This is a genomic window from Microcoleus sp. B3-A4 (assembly GCF_036705385.1).
Taxonomy (GTDB): Bacteria; Cyanobacteriota; Cyanobacteriia; order Cyanobacteriales; family Microcoleaceae; genus Microcoleus.
Window position 1 is genome coordinate 97,274 of record NZ_JAUBUI010000005.1, and the last position, 22,749, is coordinate 120,022.

Consider the following 22,749-nt stretch of genomic DNA (forward strand, 5'->3'; position numbering starts at 1 on the left):
CGAAGTATTTTCGTCGAGGAAACCGGGTTTCTGGGTAAGTCTTGGTACTGTTTTCTAGTGCCTGCGGGCGATGGGCGGGGACTTCCTCACAACTCGTCTAAATCTTGACACATATCTTGGAGTGACTGGTGTTGAAGGCGGCGGGAAGAGCGGCGATATTTTTTAGTTTGCAGCTTCGGTTCGTAATGCTGCGTACCATCAGACTTGGTTTGCTGCTTCAAACTCGATTCGGCGCTGCTGGAGTTTTGCAGAGCTTGTTGGCGGACGATCGCCTCTTCGAGAAACTGCAAGTAATACTCATAGCGCTCCCAACCGCCCCGCACTACACAGTTAGGCTCGTCTCGGTGCGAACAGTCGCTAAACTGGCAGCTACCCAAAGCCAGCCTCTGGCGCGCTTCTGGGAAATATTCCGCTAGCTCTGATGGATCGCATTCGAGAGCCGGCTGATTGAAGCCCGGAGTATCGGCTAAAAGTCCGCCGCCGGGGAGTTCAAATAGTTCGACGTGGCGAGTCGTATGGCGCCCGCGGCCGAGTTTGCCGGAAACAGCGTTCACTCGTAGGTTCAGCGCCGGAATCAGTTGGTTGATCAAGCTGGACTTGCCAACCCCAGAAGGGCCACAAATTACCGTTATTTTTCCTTGCAGGTGGTCTAGAAGCAAGTTCGGCAACGGGCTATGTACGGGGTTTAACGGATGTAACGGCTTGACCGAATTTGGGACTTGGGGGTTATTCTCATAACTCAGCCTAGATGGCTCTATTTTCTCCACTAAGTCATGGAAAGGCGGCTCCGATGCAAAAACTTCATTTGGATCGTTAACGGGGGCTTCCTGAACTCCGGCACCGCTGCGGACGCTAATAAACATTGGTTCGTACCCCCAGCCTGAAAGTCGATCGCGCCACTGTTCCAACTCATAGGGCGTGACCAAATCGCATTTGTTCAGACACAAACTCACTTCTAAACCTGTAGATTCGGCCTTGACTAAAAACCGAGTTAATGATGCGGGATCTAAGTCTGGTTCAGCAAGGGCAAAAACAAGGAGAATGCGATCGGCATTAGCTACAGGCGGGCGGTTGAGTTCTGTTTGGCGCGGGAATACTTCAGAAATTGCACCCCGGCGGTCAGTCCAGTCGGGTTCGTCTACCACCACGCGATCGCCCACCATCACCTGTTGACCAATTTTTTTGAGTCTAGTGCGACGAGTGCACAGGAGAGTCGGAGAATCAGCGAGGGGAGCATTTTCCCCCTCAATTGAGACTTCGGGATCTAACCTCACTTGGTAGAAGTTAGCCTGAACAGCAATTACAGTACCGACGATCGTCGAGGACGAATTCAGGCTCATCCTGCTTCCTTGTCTTCTGGGCGCTGCACTTTCATGGAAAAAAAGCCCGACTCCGGTTCATCCGCGACAAATTGCGTTTCCAGAATGTGGTAGCCTTCCATTTTGAGACTATCGGGCACTTGTTCGATCGGCTCCCCAGCATCCAGCCACACTTCCAAAACAGCACCCGGTGCCATTTGCTCCAAGCGCAGTTTAGTGCGAACAAAATTCAAAGGACACGGGGTACCCCGCAGATCGATTTTGGCATCTGGGGATTTGGGAGTTTCAATTTTCGATGTTGAATTCATAATGCTTTTTGCAATCTCTAATCCTGAAAGCCTTAGTTTTTTAAATAAGTTGCATGGACACTGGAGAATCTAAAATTTTGTGTCCAATTGGACACAGACTATTTTTCTTTCTGAAAAAAGTGAGCGCAATTGCGCTCACTTTTTTGAGCGCTGCTGAAACCGAATGCTTAGGAAGCGTCCCACCTGAGATTTTTGTGAGCAATTGTTGCACACAATTTTTTGACAGATACTAAAACAAATTCCCGGGGAATCCTCAAACAGGAAAATTTGACACCAATTGGTGTCAAAAATTGCTTATTTCTGAAACAAATTACCCAGAAACCCTTCCAAGCCGCCTTTACCGGTACGATCGCCCTTCAGCTTAGCAAGCTGCATCAGCAATTCCCGTTCTTCAGCCGTCACCTTAGTCGGAATGTCAATAGACACCGTAATCAAATGATCGCCGCGACTGACTGGATTTCCCAACCGAGGCACCCCTTTTTTCTCCAAAGTCAGAACAGTATTCGCCTGAGTTCCGCTAGGAATCAACAATTCCGTCGGCCCGTCTACGGTTTCCACTTCCAACCGGCACCCTAAAATTGCTTGCAAATAACTAATCTTAACTTCCGAGCTAACGTTAGTACCCTCGCGCTTAAATAGCGGGTCTTCATTTACGGCCAAAAACACGTAAAGATCCCCGGGCGGCCCGCCCAGTTTGCCGGCATCCCCTTCATTGGAAACGCGCAAGCGAGTACCGTTGTCAACCCCAGCCGGAATTGTGATTTTCAGCTTTTTCATCACTTCTTTCTGACCCCGGCCCCCGCAAGTTTCGCACTTATCCTCAATCACTTGCCCGGTGCCGTTGCAGGTGGGACAAACTGAAACTTGAGTAAAGCTGCCGAAAGGAGTGCGGGTAGCGCGTCGGACTTGACCACTGCCGGTACAAGTCGAGCAAGTTTGGGGTCTGGTTCCCGGTTTCGCGCCAGTCCCGGTGCAAGTTTCGCAGGTTTCTAGATGCTTGATGCGGAGTTCTTTTTCCCCACCAAACACTGCTTCCCGAAAATCCAGCCGCAAATCAAGGCGCAAATCGTCTCCGCGCACCGGCCCGCTGCGCCTGCGACCTTGCTGTTGTTGGCCACCTACGCCTCCCTGAAAGCCCTGAAAGAAGCTTTCAAAAATATCGGCAAAGCTGTCACCAAAGTCTTGGAACCCAGGTGCGCCTGCACCGCTGACCCCTGCTTCGCCGAACCGGTCGAAACGGGCGCGGGTTTCTGGTTCTGAGAGTACCTCGTAGGCGCGGTTAATTTCTTTAAACCGCTCCTCGGCACCGGGTTCTTTGTTGACATCTGGATGGTACTTGCGAGCTAGGCGGCGGTAAGCACGCTTAATTTCTTCTTTGTCTGCGCTGCGAGAAACGCCTAATATTTCATAGTAATCACCGGCCATAGAGCTGCTTGCCTGGAGGTAAATAACAAAAAGTGTACGAAAAAGAAACGGGCGACCTTTCCTGAAATTACCGATTAAAAATCAAAAATTCTCATTGTTAATTTTTAACTTTTAATTTTTAACTTTTCAGTTTTAAAGGAAAGGATTCATATCATCAACTTCTGGTTCGGGAACCTTCTGTTTTTGTTTTGACTGTGGATTTGACTGTGGACTTGACTGTGGATTTGACTGTCGTTTTGACTGTCGCTCCGGCTTTGATTCCGCCTTTGATTCCGGCTTTGCTTCCGGCCTTGGTTCCGGCTTTGGTTCCGGCTTTGGTTCCGGCTTTGGTTCCGGCGGAGCTTGGGGCGCCACCAGCAGCTCTTCTTCCAGCAAAATACTGTCGTCGTCCGCTTTCACCTCTTCTGGTTCTGATGATTCTACTTCTGACATCATCTCGCTTTCAACAACAGCTCCTGACGGGGCTACCCCGCTGCGGGCTTGGTCGTAGACTGCTGTCCCCAGCGAGTATAGCAGTTGCTTGAAAGATTCGATTGCGGGGGTGAGTTCCTCGACTGTGATGTCGGGGTTAGTCATCGCTGCCCGCAAGGCTGCTGCGGCTGTTTCCGCTTCGGCCTTGAGCTCGTCGCTCAGCAGTTGCGCGTTGGTTTTTAAAGTTACACCACAATTATAGACGAGGGAGTCAGCTTGATTTTTGAGTTCTACGAGTAGAGCGCGCTTGATGTCCTCGTCGGCGTAAAGTTCGGCTTCTTGTCGCATCCGCTCGACTTCGGTTTCGCTCAATCCCCCTGTATTGGAAATTTGGATGCTTTGTTCTTTTCCGGTTCCCTTGTCTTCAGCAGCCACTTTGAGAATCCCGTTGGCATCGATTTCAAAGGTAACTTCAATTTGAGGTACGCCGCGGGGGGCTGGGGGAATGCCTTTGAGCAGGAACTTGCCGAGACTTTTATTGTCTTTAACCAATGCCCGCTCGCCTTGGAGGACGTGAATTTCTACCGAGGTTTGCCCGTCTGCCGCCGTGCTGTACATTTGCGATCGGCTGGTGGGAATAGTTGTATTGCGCTCTATTACTTTGGTAAATACCCCGCCCAAGGTTTCGAGTCCCAGGGAGAGCGGCGTCACATCTAGCAGCAGCAAGTCTTTGACTTCACCACCCAACACCCCGGCTTGAATTGCTGCGCCTACCGCTACAGCTTCGTCGGGATTGACGGATTTATCGGGAGAAACGCCCCCAAAATACTTGCTAATTGCCTTTTGAACTGCCGGAATCCGGGTTGAGCCTCCCACTAAAATAATCCTGTCTATGTCTTTGGGGGTCAAACTTGCGTCTTTGAGGGCTTGAGTCACCGGATCGATCGTCGCTTGCACCAAATGAGCCACCAGTTTTTCAAACTGAGCTTTGGAGAGTTCCATTTCCAAATGCTTCGGCCCTTTCTCGTCAGAGGAGATGAAGGGCAAATTGATTGAGGTGGATTCGCGGTTGGAGAGTTCGATTTTTGCTTTTTCCGCAGCTTCTCGGAGGCGCTGCAAGGCCATTTTGTCTTGTGAAAGGTCACTGCCTTCTTGAGTGCGGAAAGCTTCTACCAGCCACTGGACTATGCAGTCGTCAAAGTCATCTCCTCCGAGATGGTTGTTACCGGAGGTAGCGTTGACTTCAAAAATTCCGTCTCCCAGTTGCAGGATCGAAACGTCGAAAGTACCGCCGCCCAGGTCAAAGACCAAGATTTTCTGTTCTATATTTTGCTTGTCCAGCCCGTAGGAAAGGGCTGCCGCCGTCGGTTCGTTGACGATCCGCAGGACTTCTAGGCCCGCGATCGTACCGGCGTCTTTAGTAGCTTGCCGTTGGGCGTCTGTGAAGTAGGCGGGCACTGTAATCACGGCTTGGGTAACAGTTTGTCCCAAATAAGCTTCAGCATCTTGCTTGAGCTTTTGGAGTACCATTGCCGAGATTTCTTGGGGAGTGTGAACCTTGTTCCGAATTTGGACGTTAACGGTATCGTCTTTGCCTTTTATGCAGGTATAGGGAGTTCGGGCTCGTTCTTCTTCCGTGTCGTCCCACCGCCGTCCGATAAATCGTTTGATACTGTAGACAGTATTTACAGCATTAGTTACAGCTTGCCGCTTGGCCAATTGACCTACTAAGCGATCGCCCGCCTTGCCAAATCCTACTATACTCGGAGTTGTGCGCCCGCCCTCGGAATTGGCGATCACGACCGGTTTACCGCCCTCTAACACAGCTACGCAACTGTTAGTCGTGCCTAAGTCAATTCCAATAATTTTTCCCATAGCGCCTCATAAAACTTTGTGGGATGTTTGGAAATCTCCAACTACAGGTTGGGAGATGAAAAACGACTCAGCTTGTTTAAACAAGCATTCCCAGACTAGATTTGTAGGAAATAAACTTGATGTCCTCAAGCAATATCAAAGACTGGTAAAAACATTTTTCAGAATTTTTGGATCAAGCGCTGACCTGCTTTTAGTCATCTTTAATTAAGAAGCTGGTGAGTCTGCCACCTTGGAACCCCCGAATTCTATTCGGGGGTCAGTGACTTTGAGGAATGCAGTAGCTTGTATCCCGATTAACCTTCTGAACTATCGGGATTTTCATCTGAGGCTACCACAGATAGCCCAGCCGCTGCAACTTTCACTTTGGCGTGCCGCAAGACGCGATCGCCCAGAATGTAGCCGCGTTCTAGTTCTTGGATAATTGTTCCTTCCTCGTGTTCGTCAGTTGGCTCGCTCAGTAGAGCTTCGTGGAGGTTGGGGTCAAACTGTTCGCCTTCGGGGCGCATCGGAGAAACCCCGATTTGCTTGAGGCCGTCTACCATTTGCTTGTAAACGCTTTGGTAGCTTTTGTGAATGTTCATTTCGCCATCGGTTTGCGGCTTGATGTGCGATCGAGCGCGCTCGAAATTGTCAATTACCGGCAACAGGGGTTTGATCGTGAGACACCTTGCCTGTAAATCTAGCTCTTCTTTTTCCTTTTGGGTACGCCTGCGGAAGTTTTCAAAATCTGCTGCTAGGCGGAGATTTTGATTTTTCAGTTCTTCTAGTTGAGCGGATGCGGCTTGCAACTGAGTTTTTAAAGCGTCTTTTTCCTCGGTTACCTGCGCCAGTTCCTTCTTCCAAGGCTCCGCCGCGTCTGCAGTCGGACTGTTGGTTGAACTGCCTGTGACGGTAGGCCCCGATGCGTTGGCTGGGGTGCGATCGCCCTGAGCACTTTGATAAGCTCGAGCAAGTTCGAGCTCCCAATCGGCCGCTCCGTTCGAGTTTCCTGATGCCGCCGGATTTTCGCTTGCCATTGGCGAACCCTCTGGGGTGGTTTCCCCAGTTGAGCTAGGATCTTGATCTTGCTGTTTTTCCTCGTCAATCATAAAAGCTGCGCGACAGAACCCTATCAATTCTAGCAGATACAGTTAACCGGGTAAATCTAGAGGACTCGAATTGACTGTGTATGGCACAATCTGAAAATAGGACAAATCGCCAGCTCTGGAGACATTGCCCAAAGCTTTCCATAAAATATTCAAATGCCCGTTTAGAGATTTACGTATAATATGGCAGCAAGGGCGGCAACCCAACGTTTGTTGGTTCCTCATTTTTAATTAACCCGATCGCATTTACAACAATTTTTATAAGTATATTTTGCTGTTAACTCTACTACAAGATTTCCCACCTAGGAGCCTTAATTTTTCAAGGTTTACTTAAAACGATAGTGACTTAGATTTATCATCGGTCATGCTGTTTTGATCGCAAGGTGAGGCTGGCATTTTTTACCATTTGCTGAGTTTCCCAAGTTGGGAGAAAAAGGAATTTGTATTGAGTGACTAAGTAGTTAGCTGTGTGCTTGTGTAACTCAGATACTAGGTTGTTAATCTTGATGCGAATTGGGGCTGTGGTTTTCCGGATTCAATACCGCCGAAGTCGCTTGAAGTCTCGGATTTTTGCCAGCCAAATGAGAGAGATTAGTTGGTCTCGCTGAGGTGCTCATCTGTAAATACGGTTGATATCTAATTTGCCTCTTCCCAAGATTTGTGAACCCTCAACCTTACGTCACAAAGGTTCGGACACCAGGGTAGAATTAAAGTAATATTTAGTGAGCGAAAACTAGAGTTGCTCAAAATTTGCCCTGGGGGCTCATGCAGCGGACGATCGGGCAGTGACCGATCGCAGATAATTAATCAAAATATGTTTCAAAAGGGCGGTAGAAGCTTTCGTAAAAGCTATCATCACAGAACATAGCTCATCTTTAATTGAGTAGAGCTAACCGCGCCACCACGGGCGCTGTAATTTGACCAAACAATTTGGGAAAATATAACAGCGTGGGAAGGGGACACACCCCGCCCCACACTGTTATCTCCCGGTAGGGGGAATCCCGAAGTGATCTGCCCTGACGCTATAACGAGAGTATCCCGCAAGTTAATCAGGTAAGTAAGCAACTTAGCACTCAACGAACAAGATTTGATTGCAAGCACCGGCAAATCCCTCCAACATCTCGTCAATTTGTGGACGAAGCTTAGAGGGGACTGCGAGCTTACACTTGAGAGATAGGGATTGAGCAAGAAAATGATAGCTGATCCACAAGCAAAGAATATGGGGGTTAAAACCCCGCCTTGGTTTTCCTCTCAGCACTCTTTGTGACTGAGTTTCCCACCTATTGAGTGTTTTTTATGACTAGCACATCCCCGCTTCGCTCCTCCACATCCATAGTTTCTGTGAGCCAATTTCCTCCGGCTCTCACCAAGATGATTCTGTCGGGTTATGTCAACGGCGAGCAAGTAAAGCAAGCTCAAATTGAAAGCCAGAAGTCGGGCAAGCGTTTGACGGAGGTATTAGAAGCACTTACCGGGCAGCCGTTACCCCCAGAATTGCTGCGACTTTACAAGAAGCAGCAGATGTTTGAACGGAAGATAGTCTACGGGGTTGAAGCATTTGACCCGGAGATGAGCGAAATGTCTAACGAGCAACTCGGAGTTATGCTCGACGCATTGAAGATTTCGATCGACATTTGTCACCAAGGTCGGTTTTTACCCGTAGCGAAGACTGAAACTGAGCCGGCGGCGGTTTTAGTGGCAATGGTAGATCCCGACAACCTCAACGCTATAGAAGATTTGCGGCGGATTTTACAGCCTCACGGCTTGGCTTTGCAGCGACGGGTGATTACGCCAGACGACTACCAGGACATAACTTCTGCCTATCAAGAGGACCAAGTTAAGGTAGCAGCCAAAATGGCAGCAGCCGAAAAGCAGAGAAAGATGGATTTAGGGGAGGGAGATTTTGGCGAACTCTCGCTAGAAGAGGAGAGTGCCGACCAAGAAGACCTAGCTAACACCTTGGACGATGCTGAGGCCGCTCCGGTAATTAAGGCGGTCAATATCATTTTGGCTAAAGCTCTGTCGGAAAAGGTGTCTGACATCCACGTAGAACCTCAAGAAGAGTTCATGCGGATTCGGATGCGGAAAGACGGGGTGCTGCAAGAGTATTTCCGGTTTCCCAAGCAGGTAGTCGCATCGATTACCGCTCGTTTCAAGATTATTGCCAACCTAGATATTGCCGAACGCCGACAAGCTCAAGACGGCCGCATCCGCCGGGTATTTGAGGGACGCACGGTCGATTTCCGGGTGAACAGCTTGCCTTCGCGGTACGGGGAAAAAATCGTGCTGCGGATTTTGGACAGTTCCAGCACTCAGTTGGGCTTAGGTTTGTTAATCTCCGACCAGGAAACTCTGGCTTTAGTGCGAGAGAGTGCTAGCCGTCCGTTCGGACTGATTTTGGTGACGGGGCCGACGGGTTCGGGCAAGTCAACTACTCTCTACTCGATTCTGGCGGAACGGAACGATCCGGGGGTTAATATCAGTACGGCGGAAGACCCGATCGAATATGCTTTGCCAGGAATTACTCAATGTCAAGTAATTCGGGAAAAAGACTTGACTTTTTCCAACATTCTGCGGGCATTTTTGCGGCAAGACCCTGACGTGATGCTGGTGGGGGAAACGCGGGACAAGGAAACGGCAAAAACGGCTCTGGAAGCTGCTTTGACGGGACACTTGGTCCTGACGACGCTGCACACCAACGACGCGGCCGGGGCAGTCGCGCGTTTGGCCGAAATGGGCGTAGAACCGTTCATGGTTTCGGCCGCTCTGTTGGGCGTGTTGGCTCAGCGTCTGATGCGGCGCGTTTGCGACAAATGCTGCATTCCTTACCAGCCTACTGCCGCAGAACTCGGCAAGTACGGTCTGTCGGCTTCTCAAGAAATTGATCTAACTGTTTACAAAGCCAACACTGTACCGGTGGAGGAAAGGAAGGAACTGGCAGAACGCGAGCAACTTTGTACCAAGTGCGCCGGCCTAGGCTACAAAGGACGGGTAGGGGTTTACGAGTTCCTGAAAAATACTGAGCGGCTTCAAACTCTGATCACTCAAGGAGCTCCCACAGAGCAAATTAAGGAAGCAGCAGTAGAAGAAGGGATGAAAACGTTGTTGGCTTACAGCTTGCAGTTAGTGCGGGAAGGCGCGACTACTTTTGAAGAAGTCGAGCGGGTGACGTTTACTGACTCGGGCCTGGAGGCTGAACTGAAAGCCAAACGCAAGCAGGGACTTACCTGCAAAAGTTGTCGGGCGGAATTGAAGCCGGAGATGCTGGATTGTCCGTACTGCTTGACGCCACGCTTTGTGGATTGATTCAGCAGTTAACTGTTGACTATTAACTGTTGACTGTTAACTGAGCTAGATTGGTCAATAACTATCAATTCGATCGAGGAGAGGTATCTATGGGTCTGATGATTGAAGACGTACTGGAGTCCCTGGTAGAGCAAGGGGGTTCGGACATACACATCCAAGCGGGCGCGCCTATATTCTTCCGAGTCAGCGGTAAACTAACTCCTCAGACGCAATACGGCGACATTCTGTCTGCTGAGGAAGTGCAGATCCTAATTTTCCAAATGCTCAACAATATGCAGCGCAAGCAGTTGGAAATGGAGTGGGAACTCGACTGCGCTTACGGCGTTCGGGGATTGGCTCGGTTCCGCGTCAATGTCTACCGGGAGCGGGGTGCTTGGGCTGCTTGTATGCGGGCTCTGGCTTCTAAGATTCCTAACGCAGATGCTTTAGGCGTGCCGCAGATTTTGCGGGATCTGACGGAAAGACCCAGGGGTATGCTGTTGGTAACGGGACAAACGGGTTCCGGGAAAACTACTACGATGGCGGCGTTGTTGGATCTGGTCAACCGGACGCGGGCGGAACATATTCTAACAGTTGAAGATCCGATCGAATATGTGTTTCCTAATATCAAGAGTTTGTTTCACCAGCGCCAAAAGGGGGAAGATACTAAGAGCTTTGCTAATGCGCTGAAAGCTGCTTTGCGCGAAGATCCTGATGTGATTCTGGTGGGGGAAATGCGGGACTTAGAAACGATCGGTCTGGCAATTTCGGCGGCAGAAACGGGTCACATGGTGATGGGAACGCTGCACACTAATTCGGCGGCTGCAACGATCGATCGGATTTTGGACGTGTTCCCACCCATTCAACAACCCCAAGTTCGCGCCCAAGTATCTAACTCTTTGGTGGGAATTTGCAGCCAAAATTTGGTAATAAAGGTTGGGGGCGGCCGCTGCTGCGCTATGGAAATCATGGTAAATACTCCAGCTATGGCTAACTTGATCCGGGAGGGCAAAACTCCCATGATTTACTCCCAAATCCAAATGGGGGCAAAATTGGGTATGAGGACGATGGAAATGGCCCTCGCTGAACTTTACAAGAGCGGTAAAGTCACTTGGGAATCGGCAATGGCCAAGGCTTCTAAGGCTGACGAACTCGAACGCTTGATCGGCCCTGCACCTGTTGGTGGCGGCCCGGTAAAAGCTCATTAATTCCGTCAGCAGCCATTAGTCAGGAGTCTGCCGACTGAATTAATGACTGATGACTAATGACTGATGAGTCATAACTTTTAATAAATTTTCAGAGGTGAGCTGTGGCTACCAACGTTATTCGCGAAAAACCGAAAGGTGGCTTTGATTTCAGTAAGATTCAGGAGCAAATTGAGTATAACCTTACCAGTCTTACTGTTAAGGATATGGCTATTTTTGCTCGTCAGTTTGCGGCTATGTTTAATGCAGGGGTGGCGATCGTTAGATGCCTTTCCGTGCTGCACGAGCAGTGTTCTAATGCTAAGCTGAAGCGAGCGCTCAGGAGCATGAATGCTGACGTGCAGGAGGGGATAAACTTGGCAGAGGCGATGGCTAAGTTTCCTGATGTTTTTGACCAACTGTTTATCAGTATGGTGGCGGCGGGAGAAGTCGGGGGCGTGCTAGATGAAACTCTAGACCGTCTAGCGGTGATGATGGAAAAAAATCACAAGACAGAGGCTGAAATTAATTCGGCAATGTCTTATCCGAAGACTGTGTTCTTTATTGCGATCGTGATTTTTTTCGCAATGACTATATTCTTGCTGCCAACTTTCGCTAAAATCTTTAAGGATATTGGTGCAGATTTGCCAGCTTTTACGGTGTTTATGTTGGCAATTAGTGCATTTTGTACGGCTTGGCCTCCGATCCAACAGATAACAGTTATTGGGGTAATTATAGCGCTCAAAATTGCGTTCGATCTGTACTACAAAACTCCAATAGGTCGCCTACAAATTGATAGAATTGCGATGAAATTGCCGATTTTTGGAGATTTGATTGAAAAATCTGCTGTGGCTCGGTTTTGCGTGATATTTGGGTCGCTGACGCGATCGGGCGTGCCGATTCTTAATTCTTTGGAAATTGTGCGAGATGTGGCGGGGAATCAGGCGATATCTAATGCGATCGAATATGCGAGACAGGAAATTCAAAGCGGCGGCATGATCAGTATTGCTTTGCAAGAACAAGCTGTTTTTCCCTCTTTGGCCATTCAAATGATGGCAATTGGCGAGGAGACAGGGGAACTTGACAAGATGCTGATGAAAGTTGGCGCTTTCTACGAAACGGAAGTTGAAGAAGCAGTAAAAGGACTTACCAGTATGCTAGAACCTCTGATGATTGTGGTCGTCGGTGGTATCGTGGGTTCGATTTTGCTGTCGATGTATCTGCCGATGTTCGCAGTGTTCCAGAAGCTGTAAAAAAGGGTTAATTAGTTATTAGTTATTAGTTAGTAGCAATTAACGCCTGACCAATGACTATTTTACTCGTTCCCAGGCTCAGCCTGGGAATGCCTTTGGAGGAGGCACAGCCTCGATTAAAAGGAGAAAATAATTTGGAGGCTCAGCCTCCAAATCTTAATTACCAGGGTCTTCCTGGTAACGAGAAGCGATCGCTCAGGAATTAGCAACAATTAGTAATTACTTATTCTTTTGTTTGAAAATGTCTGTTAAACAATCACATTACGAGGCTTTACTAGCAGAGTACAGCGAATCTTCCGCCGCGATCGCCCTGCTGAAAAAATATCGGGTTTACATGGAAATGATTCCGAGTATCCGCCGCGCCCATGATAGTTTAATCACAATTCCTTTGCCAATTGCCCGCTTGCGGGACGGGGTTTCCTATGCCGGAAGCAGCGGTACTAGCATATCGCCCGGACAGGCAGTTTGTTTGCCCTGCGATTTAGCCATTTTGATGTGCGATCCTGAATGGAAAGTTAAAATTGGAGTGGAAATTTTGATTTTCATTCATCGTCCGGGCGAAGAGTTTTCTGAGTTGCTCGGCCGCTGGCGACAGTCTCAGGTTTGGCTGGATAAAGGTTACGAATGGGTGATGCCGTACCGCTACAGCCATATTTACAGCGATGAAGCTGAGGCTGTTCATCCGCTATTTGTTTTGTTTGACGAAACGCCGGAACTGATTCAACGGGGTTTGATGGCTGCTGGTTTGCCGTTTGTGGTGGAAAGTTTCGACTCTGAGATTGAGGAAGTAGAGGAGGAAGAGTTTCTCGGTAGCGGGGAACTGGGAAGTATTGGTGAAGAGAGTTTGGATTTGTAGGGTGGGTGCGATCGCATATAGCCATCCTATTGCTTGATGTAAAGTAGATTTTTTTCAACGAACCGTAGAGGGCGCTCTTGGCGCAGACAAAGAGAAAAGAGAGAAATATTGATGTTTGCGAATCCCGAATCGGGTTGTTATATGCAGATATTCAAAGATATTTGGGGTGTGAAAAGGAATGGTTATGCTCCACAGGTAGATCACATTTGAAAGAATCGAATTAATCGATCGCTTTGTCATTTGTGACCCGCCCAAAAACGGAGACAAGCCCCCGACGTGGTGGAGAGATTAAAATTTTAGACTTTTGTTCAAGCTCCCAAATTCATCTGTGGAGTAAATCTAAAATCTACAATCTACAATGGAATGACCCCTATAGCTTGGCAACAAACGTTGGCTTTCCTGCTGGTTGCGTAGCCTAATGTAAAGGTGTAAGTTGAGATTTTTCCATCGATTATGATATCATCATCACATTTTATTTGGTGTGTTCATTTTATTGTATTTTAATATAGAATTTATTAAATGAACCGCAGAGAACGCAGAGGCGGGAGAGGGGGGAGAATGAGCCAATTATAAATTTATATGAGTACAATTTTTTATTAAACCGGAGCTATTTAAATGAGATTGTTAAAATCCTGGCGTTTAGTTTTATTAAGTCTAGTTTTTGGGATGGCTGTAATTTTATCAAATTGCGACACGCCCTCAAACACGGTTAGCAATAATTCTCCAACTCCGACAACTCCTGCTGCGGTTCCGGCTGGGGCTTTAGTTTACGGTGCGGGCGGGCCGCCGGTCAATCTGGAACCGGGAAATATTACTGATGGCAATTCGGTGGTTGTTATCGACCAAATTTACAATCGCTTGACTGATTTCAAGCCGGGAACTGTGGAACTTGAACCGAGTCTGGCTACTGAATGGTCAAGTTCTAAAGATGGTAAAACTTGGACTTTTAAGTTGCGTTCCGGGGTAAAGTTTCACGACGGCACGGATTTTGATGCGGAAGCTGTTAAGTTTAATGTAGAGCGCTGGTGGGATGCCAAAAATCCTAACGGTTTTCGAGAAGCGGGCAAGAATTATCCGATTTGGAAAAACTTTTTTGGCGGGTTTAAGGGAGAAAAAGATTCTTTAGTAAAAAATGTGGCAGTTGTCGATAAATCTACAATTAAATTTGTTTTAAATAAACCTTTTGCTGCTTTTCCGTCGGCGATTGGGTCGGGTTATTTCGGGATGGCGAGTCCGGCGGCGGTGAAAAAAGCGGGTGCTAAGTATGGCACTCCGGGGTCGCTGGCGGTGGGTACGGGGCCTTTTGTGTTTCAGGAATGGCGATCGGGCGATCGCATTGTTTTGGAGAAAAATCCGAATTATTGGAAAACTGGCGCCCCAAAAGTCAATCAATTGGTAATTCGTTTTGTTGACGACCCGGCGGCGAGACTGGCTCAGTTGCGTTCGGGACAACTTGATTTTACGGTGGATTTAACGCCGGATCAATTGAAAGAGGTTCAAGCAGATCCTAATTTAGAAGCTGTTGTGCGACCTTCTTTTAATGTCGGTTATTTAGCCTTAAATCCGAGTTACGAACCTTTGTCAAAACCGGAAGTCAGGCGGGCGATCGCCCAAACAATTAACAAGCCAGCAATAGTCCAAGCTTTCTGGGGAGAACTGGGAAAACATGATTCGCAATTTATCCCGCCGGCGCTGAAGTGGGCGGCGTCTGATAAAGTTAAAGATTATGAATTTAACCCGCAGCAAGCTAAAGCAATGCTAGCGAAAGCTGGTTATCCAAACGGTTTTGATTTGGATTTGTGGTATATGCCCGTTAGCCGTCCCTATTTTCCCACGCCGAAGCCGATTGCTGAGGCTTTGGCGGCGGATTTGAGCGCGATCGGGATTCGGGTAAAATTGCTGACAAAGGATTGGTCTGCTTATTTAGCCGATCGGCTAAAATCTCCCGGCTTTCAAGCTTTTATGATGGGTTGGACAGGAGATTATGGCGATCCAGACAATTTTTATTATCCTCACTTCGGACCGGGTTCGACGGCGGATTTGGGAAATTGGAAAAATCCGAAAGTTCTGGAACTTTTGGATCGGGGGAGGGCGAGTGGGGATAAAGCAGCTAGGGCGAAAATTTATGCGGAAGTTAGCGAGATTTTGCATGGGGAAGCTGTGCGTTTGCCGATCGTACATTCGCAGCCGCTTTTAGGGAAACGCAAGAATATTCAAGGTTGGATTCCGAGTCCTTTGGGGTCTGAGTCTTTTGAGGAAGTGAGCAAAAATTGAGAGTTTAGATCGAGACACCTCTCCGGGGTTATCATACTTTTGATGAATTTACCTTAACAAACAGTATGGAGAGCAATCAGCAACCTGTAAATCATCAGCCACAAATTATTTTGATTACCGGGAACATGGCTGCCGGAAAATCAAGTGTGGCCCAATCACTTGCCGAACGGTTGCCCAAAAGTGTCCACCTTCGCGGCGATATCTTTCGTCGCATGATTGTGAACGGACAGGCGGAAATGGCGTTAAATTTGTCAGCAGAGGCATATCAGCAGCTTCAACTGCGGTATCACCTGGCAGCAATGGCAGCGCGACACTATCTCCAGGCTGGTTTTACGGTGGTTTATCAAGACATCATCATTGGTTCGGCACTGGCTGAGGTACTTGCCACTTTCCATGATGTGCTCTTGTCCGCGATCGTTCTGTGTCCGAGGGCAGAAGTTGTAGCGGCACGGGATGCAGCAAGATCGAAGACCGGATATGCCAACGAAACAATGGTTTATGCCTTCGATCGCATTCTCCGTACCGAAACTCCTCGCCTTGGCTACTGGCTGGATTCAACCAATCTAACGGTAGAAGAAACGGTCGATCGGATTTTGGCAAATTTGCAAGGTGAATGAGATCAACTGATGTTTCAATATATTGCTAAACGTTTGCTGGGACTATTGCCAGTCCTTTTCGGAATCACTCTACTCGTATTTATATTTTTGCATTTGATACCAGGAGACCCAGCTACAGTGCTTTTGGGAGAACGAGGAACTCCCGAACAAGTAGAAGTTTTGAGAGCCAGGTTGGGTCTGAATCAGCCTTTACCTTTGCAATATTTGGCTTTTTTATGGAGTTTGCTCCGCTTTGATTTGGGAAATAGCATTATTAGCGGTATTCCGATAATTGATGAAATTACAAGTCGCTGGCCTGCTACTTTTGAACTGTCTGTGGTGGCGATGTTGGTGGCACTTTTTATCGGAATTCCGGCGGGGATTTTGGCTGCTGTTCGGAAAAATAGTTGGCTAGACAATCTCGCGATGAGTGGTTCGTTAATTGGCGTATCTTTGCCGGTGTATTGGTTGGGATTGATGTTGATTTATTTGTTTGCTGTTTATCTGAAATGGCTGCCTCCCAGCGGGCGGATTAGTGTAGATTTGGGGTTTGGTTTTAAGTCGATTACGGGTATTTATGTTTTGGATTCTTTGCTGAGGTGGGATTTGGCGGCTTTGCGGGATGCGATCGCCCATATAATCCTTCCAGCTTTGACTTTAGGAACTATTCCTCTGGCTATTATAGCTCGCATTACTCGTTCTGCGATGCTGGAAGTGCTTTCTCAAGATTACATCCGCACTGCGAGGGCGAAGGGATTGCCGGAATATTGGGTGATTTTGAAACACGCTTTGAAAAATGCGTTTTTGCCGATCGTCACAACTATCGGTTTGCAGTTCGGCACTCTTTTAGGTGGCGCTATTCTGACTGAAACGATTTTCTCGTGGCCGGGAATTGGTTCTTGGATTTATACGGGTATTCTGACGCGGGATTACCCAATTGTCCAAGGAGGAGTAATTTTTGTGGCTGTAACTTTTGTACTGATTAATCTGGCGGTTGATATTTCCTATGCTTTTTTCGATCCGAGAATTCAGTACCGTTAATGAAAAGGAAATCAGACACGAAATGCTTGTTTAACATCCGGCTGCTGCAGGTAGTAAATGCTAGCCACGGCAAAACCCAGAGTTAAAAAATTGACTGCTGTACCGCCGCTGCCAAACATTTTGACAATTTGCGCGAGGGTGGCGATGATATGGACAATTAAGGTTCCCGTCCAAGCCCAATTTTTGAGGTGAAACAAACCCCAAGTTAAGAGTAAGGAGAGGAAGCCTAAAATAAAACTTAGCGCCGCAAAAATTGCAATGAAGCTGCCTATTACAGTGCCAACGTTCGCCCCGCCTACAGCCGCACCGAGACCGCCAAAAAAGCCTGGTAAAAGTAAGATTAACAAGCCCTCAAGCAGACTGAAAATGCAGCTAATTAGCTGCAATATTGCCAGAACTGTAACGCTTTGAGGACGATTCATTGTTTTGATTTTCCATTTTTAACGGATTTGAAAAATATTTTAACCTGTTGTGGGCACAGGGCGGATATGTATTCAGGACTTACGCACTGCTACCCGTGAAAGCGGGTTTATGAGAATAAATGTGTCCATACTGTGTCGCTGCGAGATTCGCACTGGCCGATCGCGCTGCGATCGACCGTCACGAGTCCACAATAACCTCGTGACGGTCGATCGCCCACTGTCAAATGCGCCTTGGTTGCTGGTGAGAAGCGCGCGCCTAGCTCCCAAAAACAATATTATCTGCTAAAATATATTTTTATTTGCCCGCAGCCGGCAGCGATTCAGTTTGAACCCACCTCTTTAGGCTGAAAAAACTTAACATTATTTAATAATTTGCAACGATTAGCTATAATTGCTTACAGGTGCTGGTTGGGGAACTTTTTTAAATTCACCCGATCGGATGAGTCTGAAAGACGATGCCGAGCATCAGAAAAAATTTTACCTTTAAAGGTAATCCTGAGATTAAATTAGGTGAGTCGGTATGATCGTTAGCCCCAAAAAGGAAACTGCTCAGGTCAAGGTGGAAGATACTCAGACTGTAGACACCAAAGCCGCAGAGACCAAAATTGCAGATAAAAAAACGGCCCAAAAGCAGTCTCCGAAGAAACCCGCGCGCAAACCGCAGCGGTGGGCGATTGGGTTGGTTGCAGCCGGGTTGCTAGCTGTACCGACCACCATATATATAGCAAAAAGTCGAGCGCAACCGAAAGTAGATGCGATCGCCACGATGACAGTGCCGGTGGAAGCGCAAAACCTCACGGTGCGGATCACGTCCAGCGGCACCGTGCAGCCCGTACAGCGCGTGAATCTCAGCCCCAAAGGTTCCGGGCGAATCGCAGAATTATTTGTCGAACAGGGCGATAAAGTGGAAGCAGGACAGATTGTTGCCCGCATGGAAAGCCGCGATGTAGAAGCTCAACTAGCTCAAGCTAAAGCCCGCGAAGCCAGCGTGCGAGCAAAACTCGCCAAAATCGAAGCCGGGAATCGATCGGAAGACATCGCCAGCGCCCGAGCGCGCTTAGAGCAAGCCGAGGCCAGTCTCGCGCAAGTCCAAGCCGGCAGCCGCGTAGAAGAAGTTGCAGGAGCCAGAGCCCGCTTGCAGCAAACTCAAGCCGGCTTGCAGCGACTGCGAGCCGGCAGCCGCGTTGAAGAAGTCAGCCAAGGGCGAGCTCGTTTAGCCCAAGCTCAAGCTCGTTTAGCAGATGCTCAAACCGGCAGTGTCAAACAAGAAATTGCCCAAGCACAAACGCAAATTGACTCGAGTAAAGCTCAAGCTGAACTAACAGCTCAGCGGGTGGAACGCAACCGACCGTTAGTGGAAGAAGGTGCTCTTGCTAAAGATAAACTGGATGAATTAATTAAAGAAAATCGTACAGCCCAAGCTAAATTAACAGAATCTCAAAGACGCCTGCAACAACTACAAGAAAATCGGCTGTCGCAAATTCAGCAACTGCAAGCTGCTGTGCAAGTCGAGCAGCAAGCATTGAACCAATTGCAAAACGGCACGCGATCGGAAGAAATTGCCCAAGGTGAGGCAGAAGTTGCCGAAGCTAAAAGCAAATTAGCGCAAGTAGAAAACGGCAACCGTCCAGAAGAAATCGCCAAAGCCGAAGCAGCAGTTGCTGAAGCAAAAAGCCAATTGGCCGCACAAGAAAACGGTTCTCGCCCGGAAGAAATAGCTCAAGCTCAAGCTGAATTAGCCGAAGCTCAAGCTCAAGTCCGCTTTCAAGAAGTGCAGTTAGAAGATACGAAAGTTCGCGCTCCTTTTGCTGGAGTTATTACCCAAAGATACGCCATTCAAGGAGCTTTTGTAACTCCCGCAACTTCGGCCTCGGAAGCTACTTCGGCAACTTCGACATCGATTGTCGCTTTAGCTAGAGATGTGGAAGTTTTGGCGAAAGTCCCGGAGGCTGATATCAGTCAAATTAAACCGGGTCAAGAAGTTGAAATAGTGGCTGATGCTTATCCCGATAAAGTGTTTAAAGGCAAGGTTAAATTAATAGCGCCGGAAGCTGTTAAGGAACGGGATGTGACGCTATTTCAAGTGCGCGTGGCCATTGCTACGGGCAAGGATTTCTTGCAATCGGGGATGAACGTAGATTTGAGATTTGTCGGTCAAAAGTTGAGCAATGCTTTAGTTGTGCCGACGGTGGCAATTGTGACTAATAAAGGTCAAACGGGTGTGCTAGTTCCTGATGAGAAACAACAGCCGAAGTTTAAGCCTGTTACGGTTGGCTCGACTATTGGCAACAAGATTCAGATTTTAGAGGGTGCAAAAGCGGGCGATCGCGTTTTTACCGAACTTCCTCAAGGTAAAAAATTAGAGGATATTATCAAGAATCAAAAGTAGGGAATTGGGCATCGGACATCGGGCATTGGGCATTATTTCTCTCGATCGCTCTAGGGTGTTTTTAAACCCGGAGATATCCCCTAACCTCCCTTAATAAAGGGGGGACAAGAGCAGTCCAAGTCCTTCTTAAGAAGGGGGAGACAAGATAAGTCAAAGTCCCCCTTGTTAAGGGGGATTTAGGGGGATATAGACTCGAACACAAGCGAGATTTATTAGATATTTCAGTCTTAAGTTGATACCAATAACCAAAATTCAATCCCAATCTAAAATCTAAAATCTAAAATCCAAAATCGAATTATGGATATTGTTGAAAGCGTCAAAATGGCCGTCACAACCTTGATGGCAAACAAATTACGCAGCAGCTTGACGATGTTAGGAATTATCATCGGTAATGCTTCCGTAATTTCTATGATCGGCATCGGCGAAGGAGCTCAAACATTTATTGCGGGACAAGTTAACTCTCTGGGTTCAAATTTGCTATTTGTGATTCCCGGAAGTCCTGAAGCGCAAAGTCGCCCAGTGATTCCACCTCAGACATTGGTGTTGGAAGATGCCGAGGCGATCGCATCTCAAGTTGCTTCTGTCAAAGAAGTTGCACCAACTCTCAACGACAGTCAACTCGTTACTTACCGCAATAAAAATGTTTCGTCTTCCATTGTCGGAACTACTCCCGAATTTCTGTCGGTAAGAAGTTTTGATGTTGCTCAAGGTCGATTTTTAAACAAACTGGATTTAGCAAGACAAGAAAATGTGGTTGCTTTAGGCTCGGAAGCAGCAGAACAGTTGTTTGGCAATACACAGCCGATAGGTCAATATATTCGTATCAAAAACTCTACTTTTCAAGTAATAGGAGTCATGCAGGGAAAGGGTTCTAGTTTTGGCGACAATCAAGATATGAACGTTTATTTGCCCTTGACAACAATGGTAAACCGGATTGTCGGTCGCTCGTCTCCCTACGGTACAAAGGTAACATTTATTTCGGTTTCCATTAAAGACGAGAGTTTGATGAGAGCGGCGCAATTTCAGATAGAGAATTTGCTGCGACTGCGCCACAATATTACGAAAGAGGATGATTTTACTGTCCGAAATCAGAAAGATTTAATGAAGACTTTGGGCAGCATAACCGGTGCTTTGACGTTGATGTTGGCTTTCGTGGCGGCAATTTCGCTGTTTGTGGGTGGCATCGGGATTATGAATATCATGCTGGTTTCTGTTACCGAACGCACGAAGGAAATTGGGCTGAGAAAGGCGATCGGAGCTTCTCCGCAGGATATTTTGATTCAGTTTATGATCGAGGCTGTGATTTTGTCAGCAGCAGGTGGCGCGATCGGCACTGGGTTCGGTATCGGCGGCGTTTTTTTAGTGTCTGCGTTTACTCCCCTGCAAGCTAGTGTTTCCCCAGTGGCGATCGCACTTGCAGTTGGTGTTTCGGGAAGCATCGGCTTATTCTTCGGCATCGTGCCCGCAAAACAAGCTGCTAAATTAGACCCGATTGTGGCATTGAGAAGTGCTTAAGAAGTCATTAGTCATTAGTCATTAGTCATTAGTCATTTGTTATTTGTTGGTTTCAATTACCAATCCCCGATGCCCGATGCCCAATTCCCCATTCCCAATTCCCAAAGTATGAATTTTATTGAAAGTGTCAAAATGGCCGGTCAAACGCTACTAGCCAACAAAATTCGCAGCAGTTTAACGATGATTGGCATGATTGTCGGCAACGCTTCAGTAATTGCCATGATTGGAATTGGAGAAGGAGCTCAAAAATTTGTAGCAGGAGAAGTTCAAGCCCTCGGTACAAACGTATTAATCGTGATGCCGGGAGTTCCCAAGGCTAGGCGAAGTTCGATCGCAAATGCGCCTCAAACACTGATAGTAGAAGACGCAAAGGCGATCGCAACTCAAGTCCCCTCCGTTCAAGGCGTGTCAGCAGAACTTAACAGTTCAGAGATTGTTCGCTACAGTAACAAAAATGTTTCTGCTCTAATTTTCGGCACGATTCCAGAATTTCTAGAAGTTAGAAGCTTTGAAATGGCAAAAGGGCGGTTTTTGACGGAACTCGATGTTAAGCAAAGTAACCAAGTTGTGGTTCTCGGTTCAGAATTAGCGGAGAAACTTTTTGGCAATACAAATCCCTTGGGCCAACAGGTGCGTATCCAAAATGTCAGCGTCAAAGTAATTGGAGTATTGGCGCCCAAAGGCACATCTTTTGGTACGAATTTTGACAATTCCGCCGCTGTGCCGATCGCCACAATGGCTAATCGCATAGTCGGGCGCAAATCTCCCTACGGTTTAGCTGTCACGTCGATATTTATTTCGATTAAAGATGAATCACAAATGGACGCGGCGCAATTTCAGGTAGAAAACCTGCTGAGATTGCGGCACAAAATTACTACCGAAGATGATTTTACTGTCAGAAATCAGAAAGATTTAATGGCAAGAATGGGGGCAATTTCCGGCGCTTTGACTCTGATGCTAACTGCTGTTGCCAGCATTTCCCTATTAGTCGGTGGCATTGGGATTATGAACATTATGCTGGTTTCAGTCAGCGAACGCACTCAGGAAATTGGACTCAGAAAGGCGATCGGCGCATCCCAACAAGATATCTTGTTTCAATTTATTGTCGAAGCTGTAATTTTATCTGCGGCCGGAGGCATAGTCGGTACTTGCGTAGGTGTCGGCGGTATCTTGCTTGTAGGTAATTTCACGCCCTTGCAAGCTGGTATTTCGCCCGTGGCGATCGCCCTTGCTGTCAGTGTATCCGGTGCAGTTGGCCTCTTTTTCGGCGTTGTCCCCGCCCGCCAAGCCGCCAAACTAGACCCGATCGCAGCTTTGAGAAGTGCTTAATCAATATATACTTACTCAGTTACACAATCCGCGCCTTTGATGCTGGTAAAACTTATCTGGCTCTAAATATTAAAATAAACTGTTTTTTTGTAAAAATTTAACAATCTTGTAGTATTTGAAGCAGTTTTAATGACTGTATTTTTACGCACATTTAGAGCAGAAAAATTCATAAAAAGCCGATT

The 22,749-nt window shown here is 47.6% G+C and carries 18 protein-coding genes; 12 read left to right on the forward strand and 6 right to left on the reverse strand.

Translation table 11 applies throughout. The features are described from left to right. Positions 1 to 86: 86 nt before the first annotated feature. The 5 genes from rsgA to grpE all read right to left on the reverse strand — a co-directional run bounded on the left by rsgA (position 87) and on the right by grpE (position 6,426). A complete protein-coding gene (gene rsgA, locus QUB33_RS04310) occupies positions 87 to 1,340 on the reverse strand; it encodes a ribosome small subunit-dependent GTPase A (protein ID WP_333347711.1) in 1,254 nt (417 codons plus the stop codon). Further along, entirely contained in the window at positions 1,337 to 1,627 is a 291-nt protein-coding gene (locus QUB33_RS04315; protein WP_333347714.1) for a sulfurtransferase TusA family protein, read from the reverse strand. The genes rsgA and QUB33_RS04315 overlap by 4 nt, the downstream gene beginning before the upstream one ends. A 294-nt stretch (positions 1,628 to 1,921) precedes the next feature. Beyond that, a complete protein-coding gene (gene dnaJ / locus QUB33_RS04320) occupies positions 1,922 to 3,052 on the reverse strand; it encodes a molecular chaperone DnaJ (RefSeq protein ID WP_006635247.1) in 1,131 nt (376 codons plus the stop codon). 132 nt (positions 3,053 to 3,184) lie between these two features. Beyond that, on the reverse strand, positions 3,185 to 5,338 hold the full coding sequence (dnaK, locus tag QUB33_RS04325; RefSeq protein WP_333347718.1) for a molecular chaperone DnaK: 2,154 nt from the start codon (positions 5,336 to 5,338) through the stop codon (positions 3,185 to 3,187). Positions 5,339 to 5,631: 293 nt separating this feature from the next. Continuing rightward, the gene (gene grpE / locus QUB33_RS04330; protein WP_333347721.1) at positions 5,632 to 6,426 is read right to left on the reverse strand and encodes a nucleotide exchange factor GrpE; all 795 of its coding nucleotides are present in this window, start codon (positions 6,424 to 6,426) and stop codon (positions 5,632 to 5,634) included. 1,293 nt (positions 6,427 to 7,719) lie between these two features. Here grpE and QUB33_RS04335 point away from each other — a divergent pair. From QUB33_RS04335 to QUB33_RS04370, 8 genes are all read left to right on the forward strand, one after another. Next, positions 7,720 to 9,729, forward strand: coding sequence for a GspE/PulE family protein (locus tag QUB33_RS04335; RefSeq protein ID WP_333347724.1), 2,010 nt, complete (start codon positions 7,720 to 7,722; stop codon positions 9,727 to 9,729). An 89-nt stretch (positions 9,730 to 9,818) separates the two neighbouring features. Then, on the forward strand, positions 9,819 to 10,916 hold the full coding sequence (locus tag QUB33_RS04340; RefSeq protein ID WP_333347728.1) for a type IV pilus twitching motility protein PilT: 1,098 nt from the start codon (positions 9,819 to 9,821) through the stop codon (positions 10,914 to 10,916). Positions 10,917 to 11,017: 101 nt separating this feature from the next. Further along, positions 11,018 to 12,145 (forward strand): type II secretion system F family protein, encoded by a 1,128-nt coding sequence (locus QUB33_RS04345; RefSeq protein WP_333347731.1) that lies wholly within the window; start codon positions 11,018 to 11,020, stop codon positions 12,143 to 12,145. Between the two features lie 53 nt (positions 12,146 to 12,198). Continuing rightward, on the forward strand, positions 12,199 to 12,351 hold the full coding sequence (locus QUB33_RS04350; RefSeq protein WP_333347733.1) for a hypothetical protein: 153 nt from the start codon (positions 12,199 to 12,201) through the stop codon (positions 12,349 to 12,351). A gap of 35 nt (positions 12,352 to 12,386) precedes the next feature. Next, positions 12,387 to 13,001 (forward strand): hypothetical protein, encoded by a 615-nt coding sequence (locus tag QUB33_RS04355; RefSeq protein WP_333347736.1) that lies wholly within the window; start codon positions 12,387 to 12,389, stop codon positions 12,999 to 13,001. A 615-nt stretch (positions 13,002 to 13,616) separates the two neighbouring features. Next, a complete protein-coding gene (locus tag QUB33_RS04360) occupies positions 13,617 to 15,275 on the forward strand; it encodes an ABC transporter substrate-binding protein (protein WP_333347739.1) in 1,659 nt (552 codons plus the stop codon). Positions 15,276 to 15,340: 65 nt separating this feature from the next. Beyond that, positions 15,341 to 15,892, forward strand: coding sequence for an AAA family ATPase (locus QUB33_RS04365; RefSeq protein WP_333347742.1), 552 nt, complete (start codon positions 15,341 to 15,343; stop codon positions 15,890 to 15,892). A 9-nt stretch (positions 15,893 to 15,901) separates the two neighbouring features. Then, complete coding sequence (locus tag QUB33_RS04370; protein WP_333347744.1) at positions 15,902 to 16,912, forward strand: ABC transporter permease; 1,011 nt, start codon at positions 15,902 to 15,904, stop codon at positions 16,910 to 16,912. A gap of 11 nt (positions 16,913 to 16,923) precedes the next feature. On the opposite strand, the gene QUB33_RS04375 is transcribed toward QUB33_RS04370, so the two are convergent. Then, positions 16,924 to 17,334, reverse strand: a complete 411-nt coding sequence (locus QUB33_RS04375) for a hypothetical protein (RefSeq protein WP_333347747.1) — start codon at positions 17,332 to 17,334, stop codon at positions 16,924 to 16,926. A 109-nt stretch (positions 17,335 to 17,443) separates the two neighbouring features. Between QUB33_RS04375 and QUB33_RS04380 the strand changes: the two genes are divergently transcribed. From QUB33_RS04380 to QUB33_RS04395, 4 genes are all read left to right on the forward strand, one after another. Then, positions 17,444 to 17,620 (forward strand): hypothetical protein, encoded by a 177-nt coding sequence (locus tag QUB33_RS04380; protein ID WP_333347751.1) that lies wholly within the window; start codon positions 17,444 to 17,446, stop codon positions 17,618 to 17,620. A gap of 234 nt (positions 17,621 to 17,854) precedes the next feature. Further along, on the forward strand, positions 17,855 to 19,723 hold the full coding sequence (locus QUB33_RS04385) for an efflux RND transporter periplasmic adaptor subunit (RefSeq protein ID WP_333347753.1): 1,869 nt from the start codon (positions 17,855 to 17,857) through the stop codon (positions 19,721 to 19,723). A gap of 297 nt (positions 19,724 to 20,020) precedes the next feature. After that, complete coding sequence (locus tag QUB33_RS04390) at positions 20,021 to 21,238, forward strand: ABC transporter permease (protein ID WP_333347756.1); 1,218 nt, start codon at positions 20,021 to 20,023, stop codon at positions 21,236 to 21,238. A gap of 108 nt (positions 21,239 to 21,346) precedes the next feature. Then, the gene (locus QUB33_RS04395) at positions 21,347 to 22,567 is read left to right on the forward strand and encodes an ABC transporter permease (protein ID WP_333347899.1); all 1,221 of its coding nucleotides are present in this window, start codon (positions 21,347 to 21,349) and stop codon (positions 22,565 to 22,567) included. Positions 22,568 to 22,749: the final 182 nt, after the last annotated feature.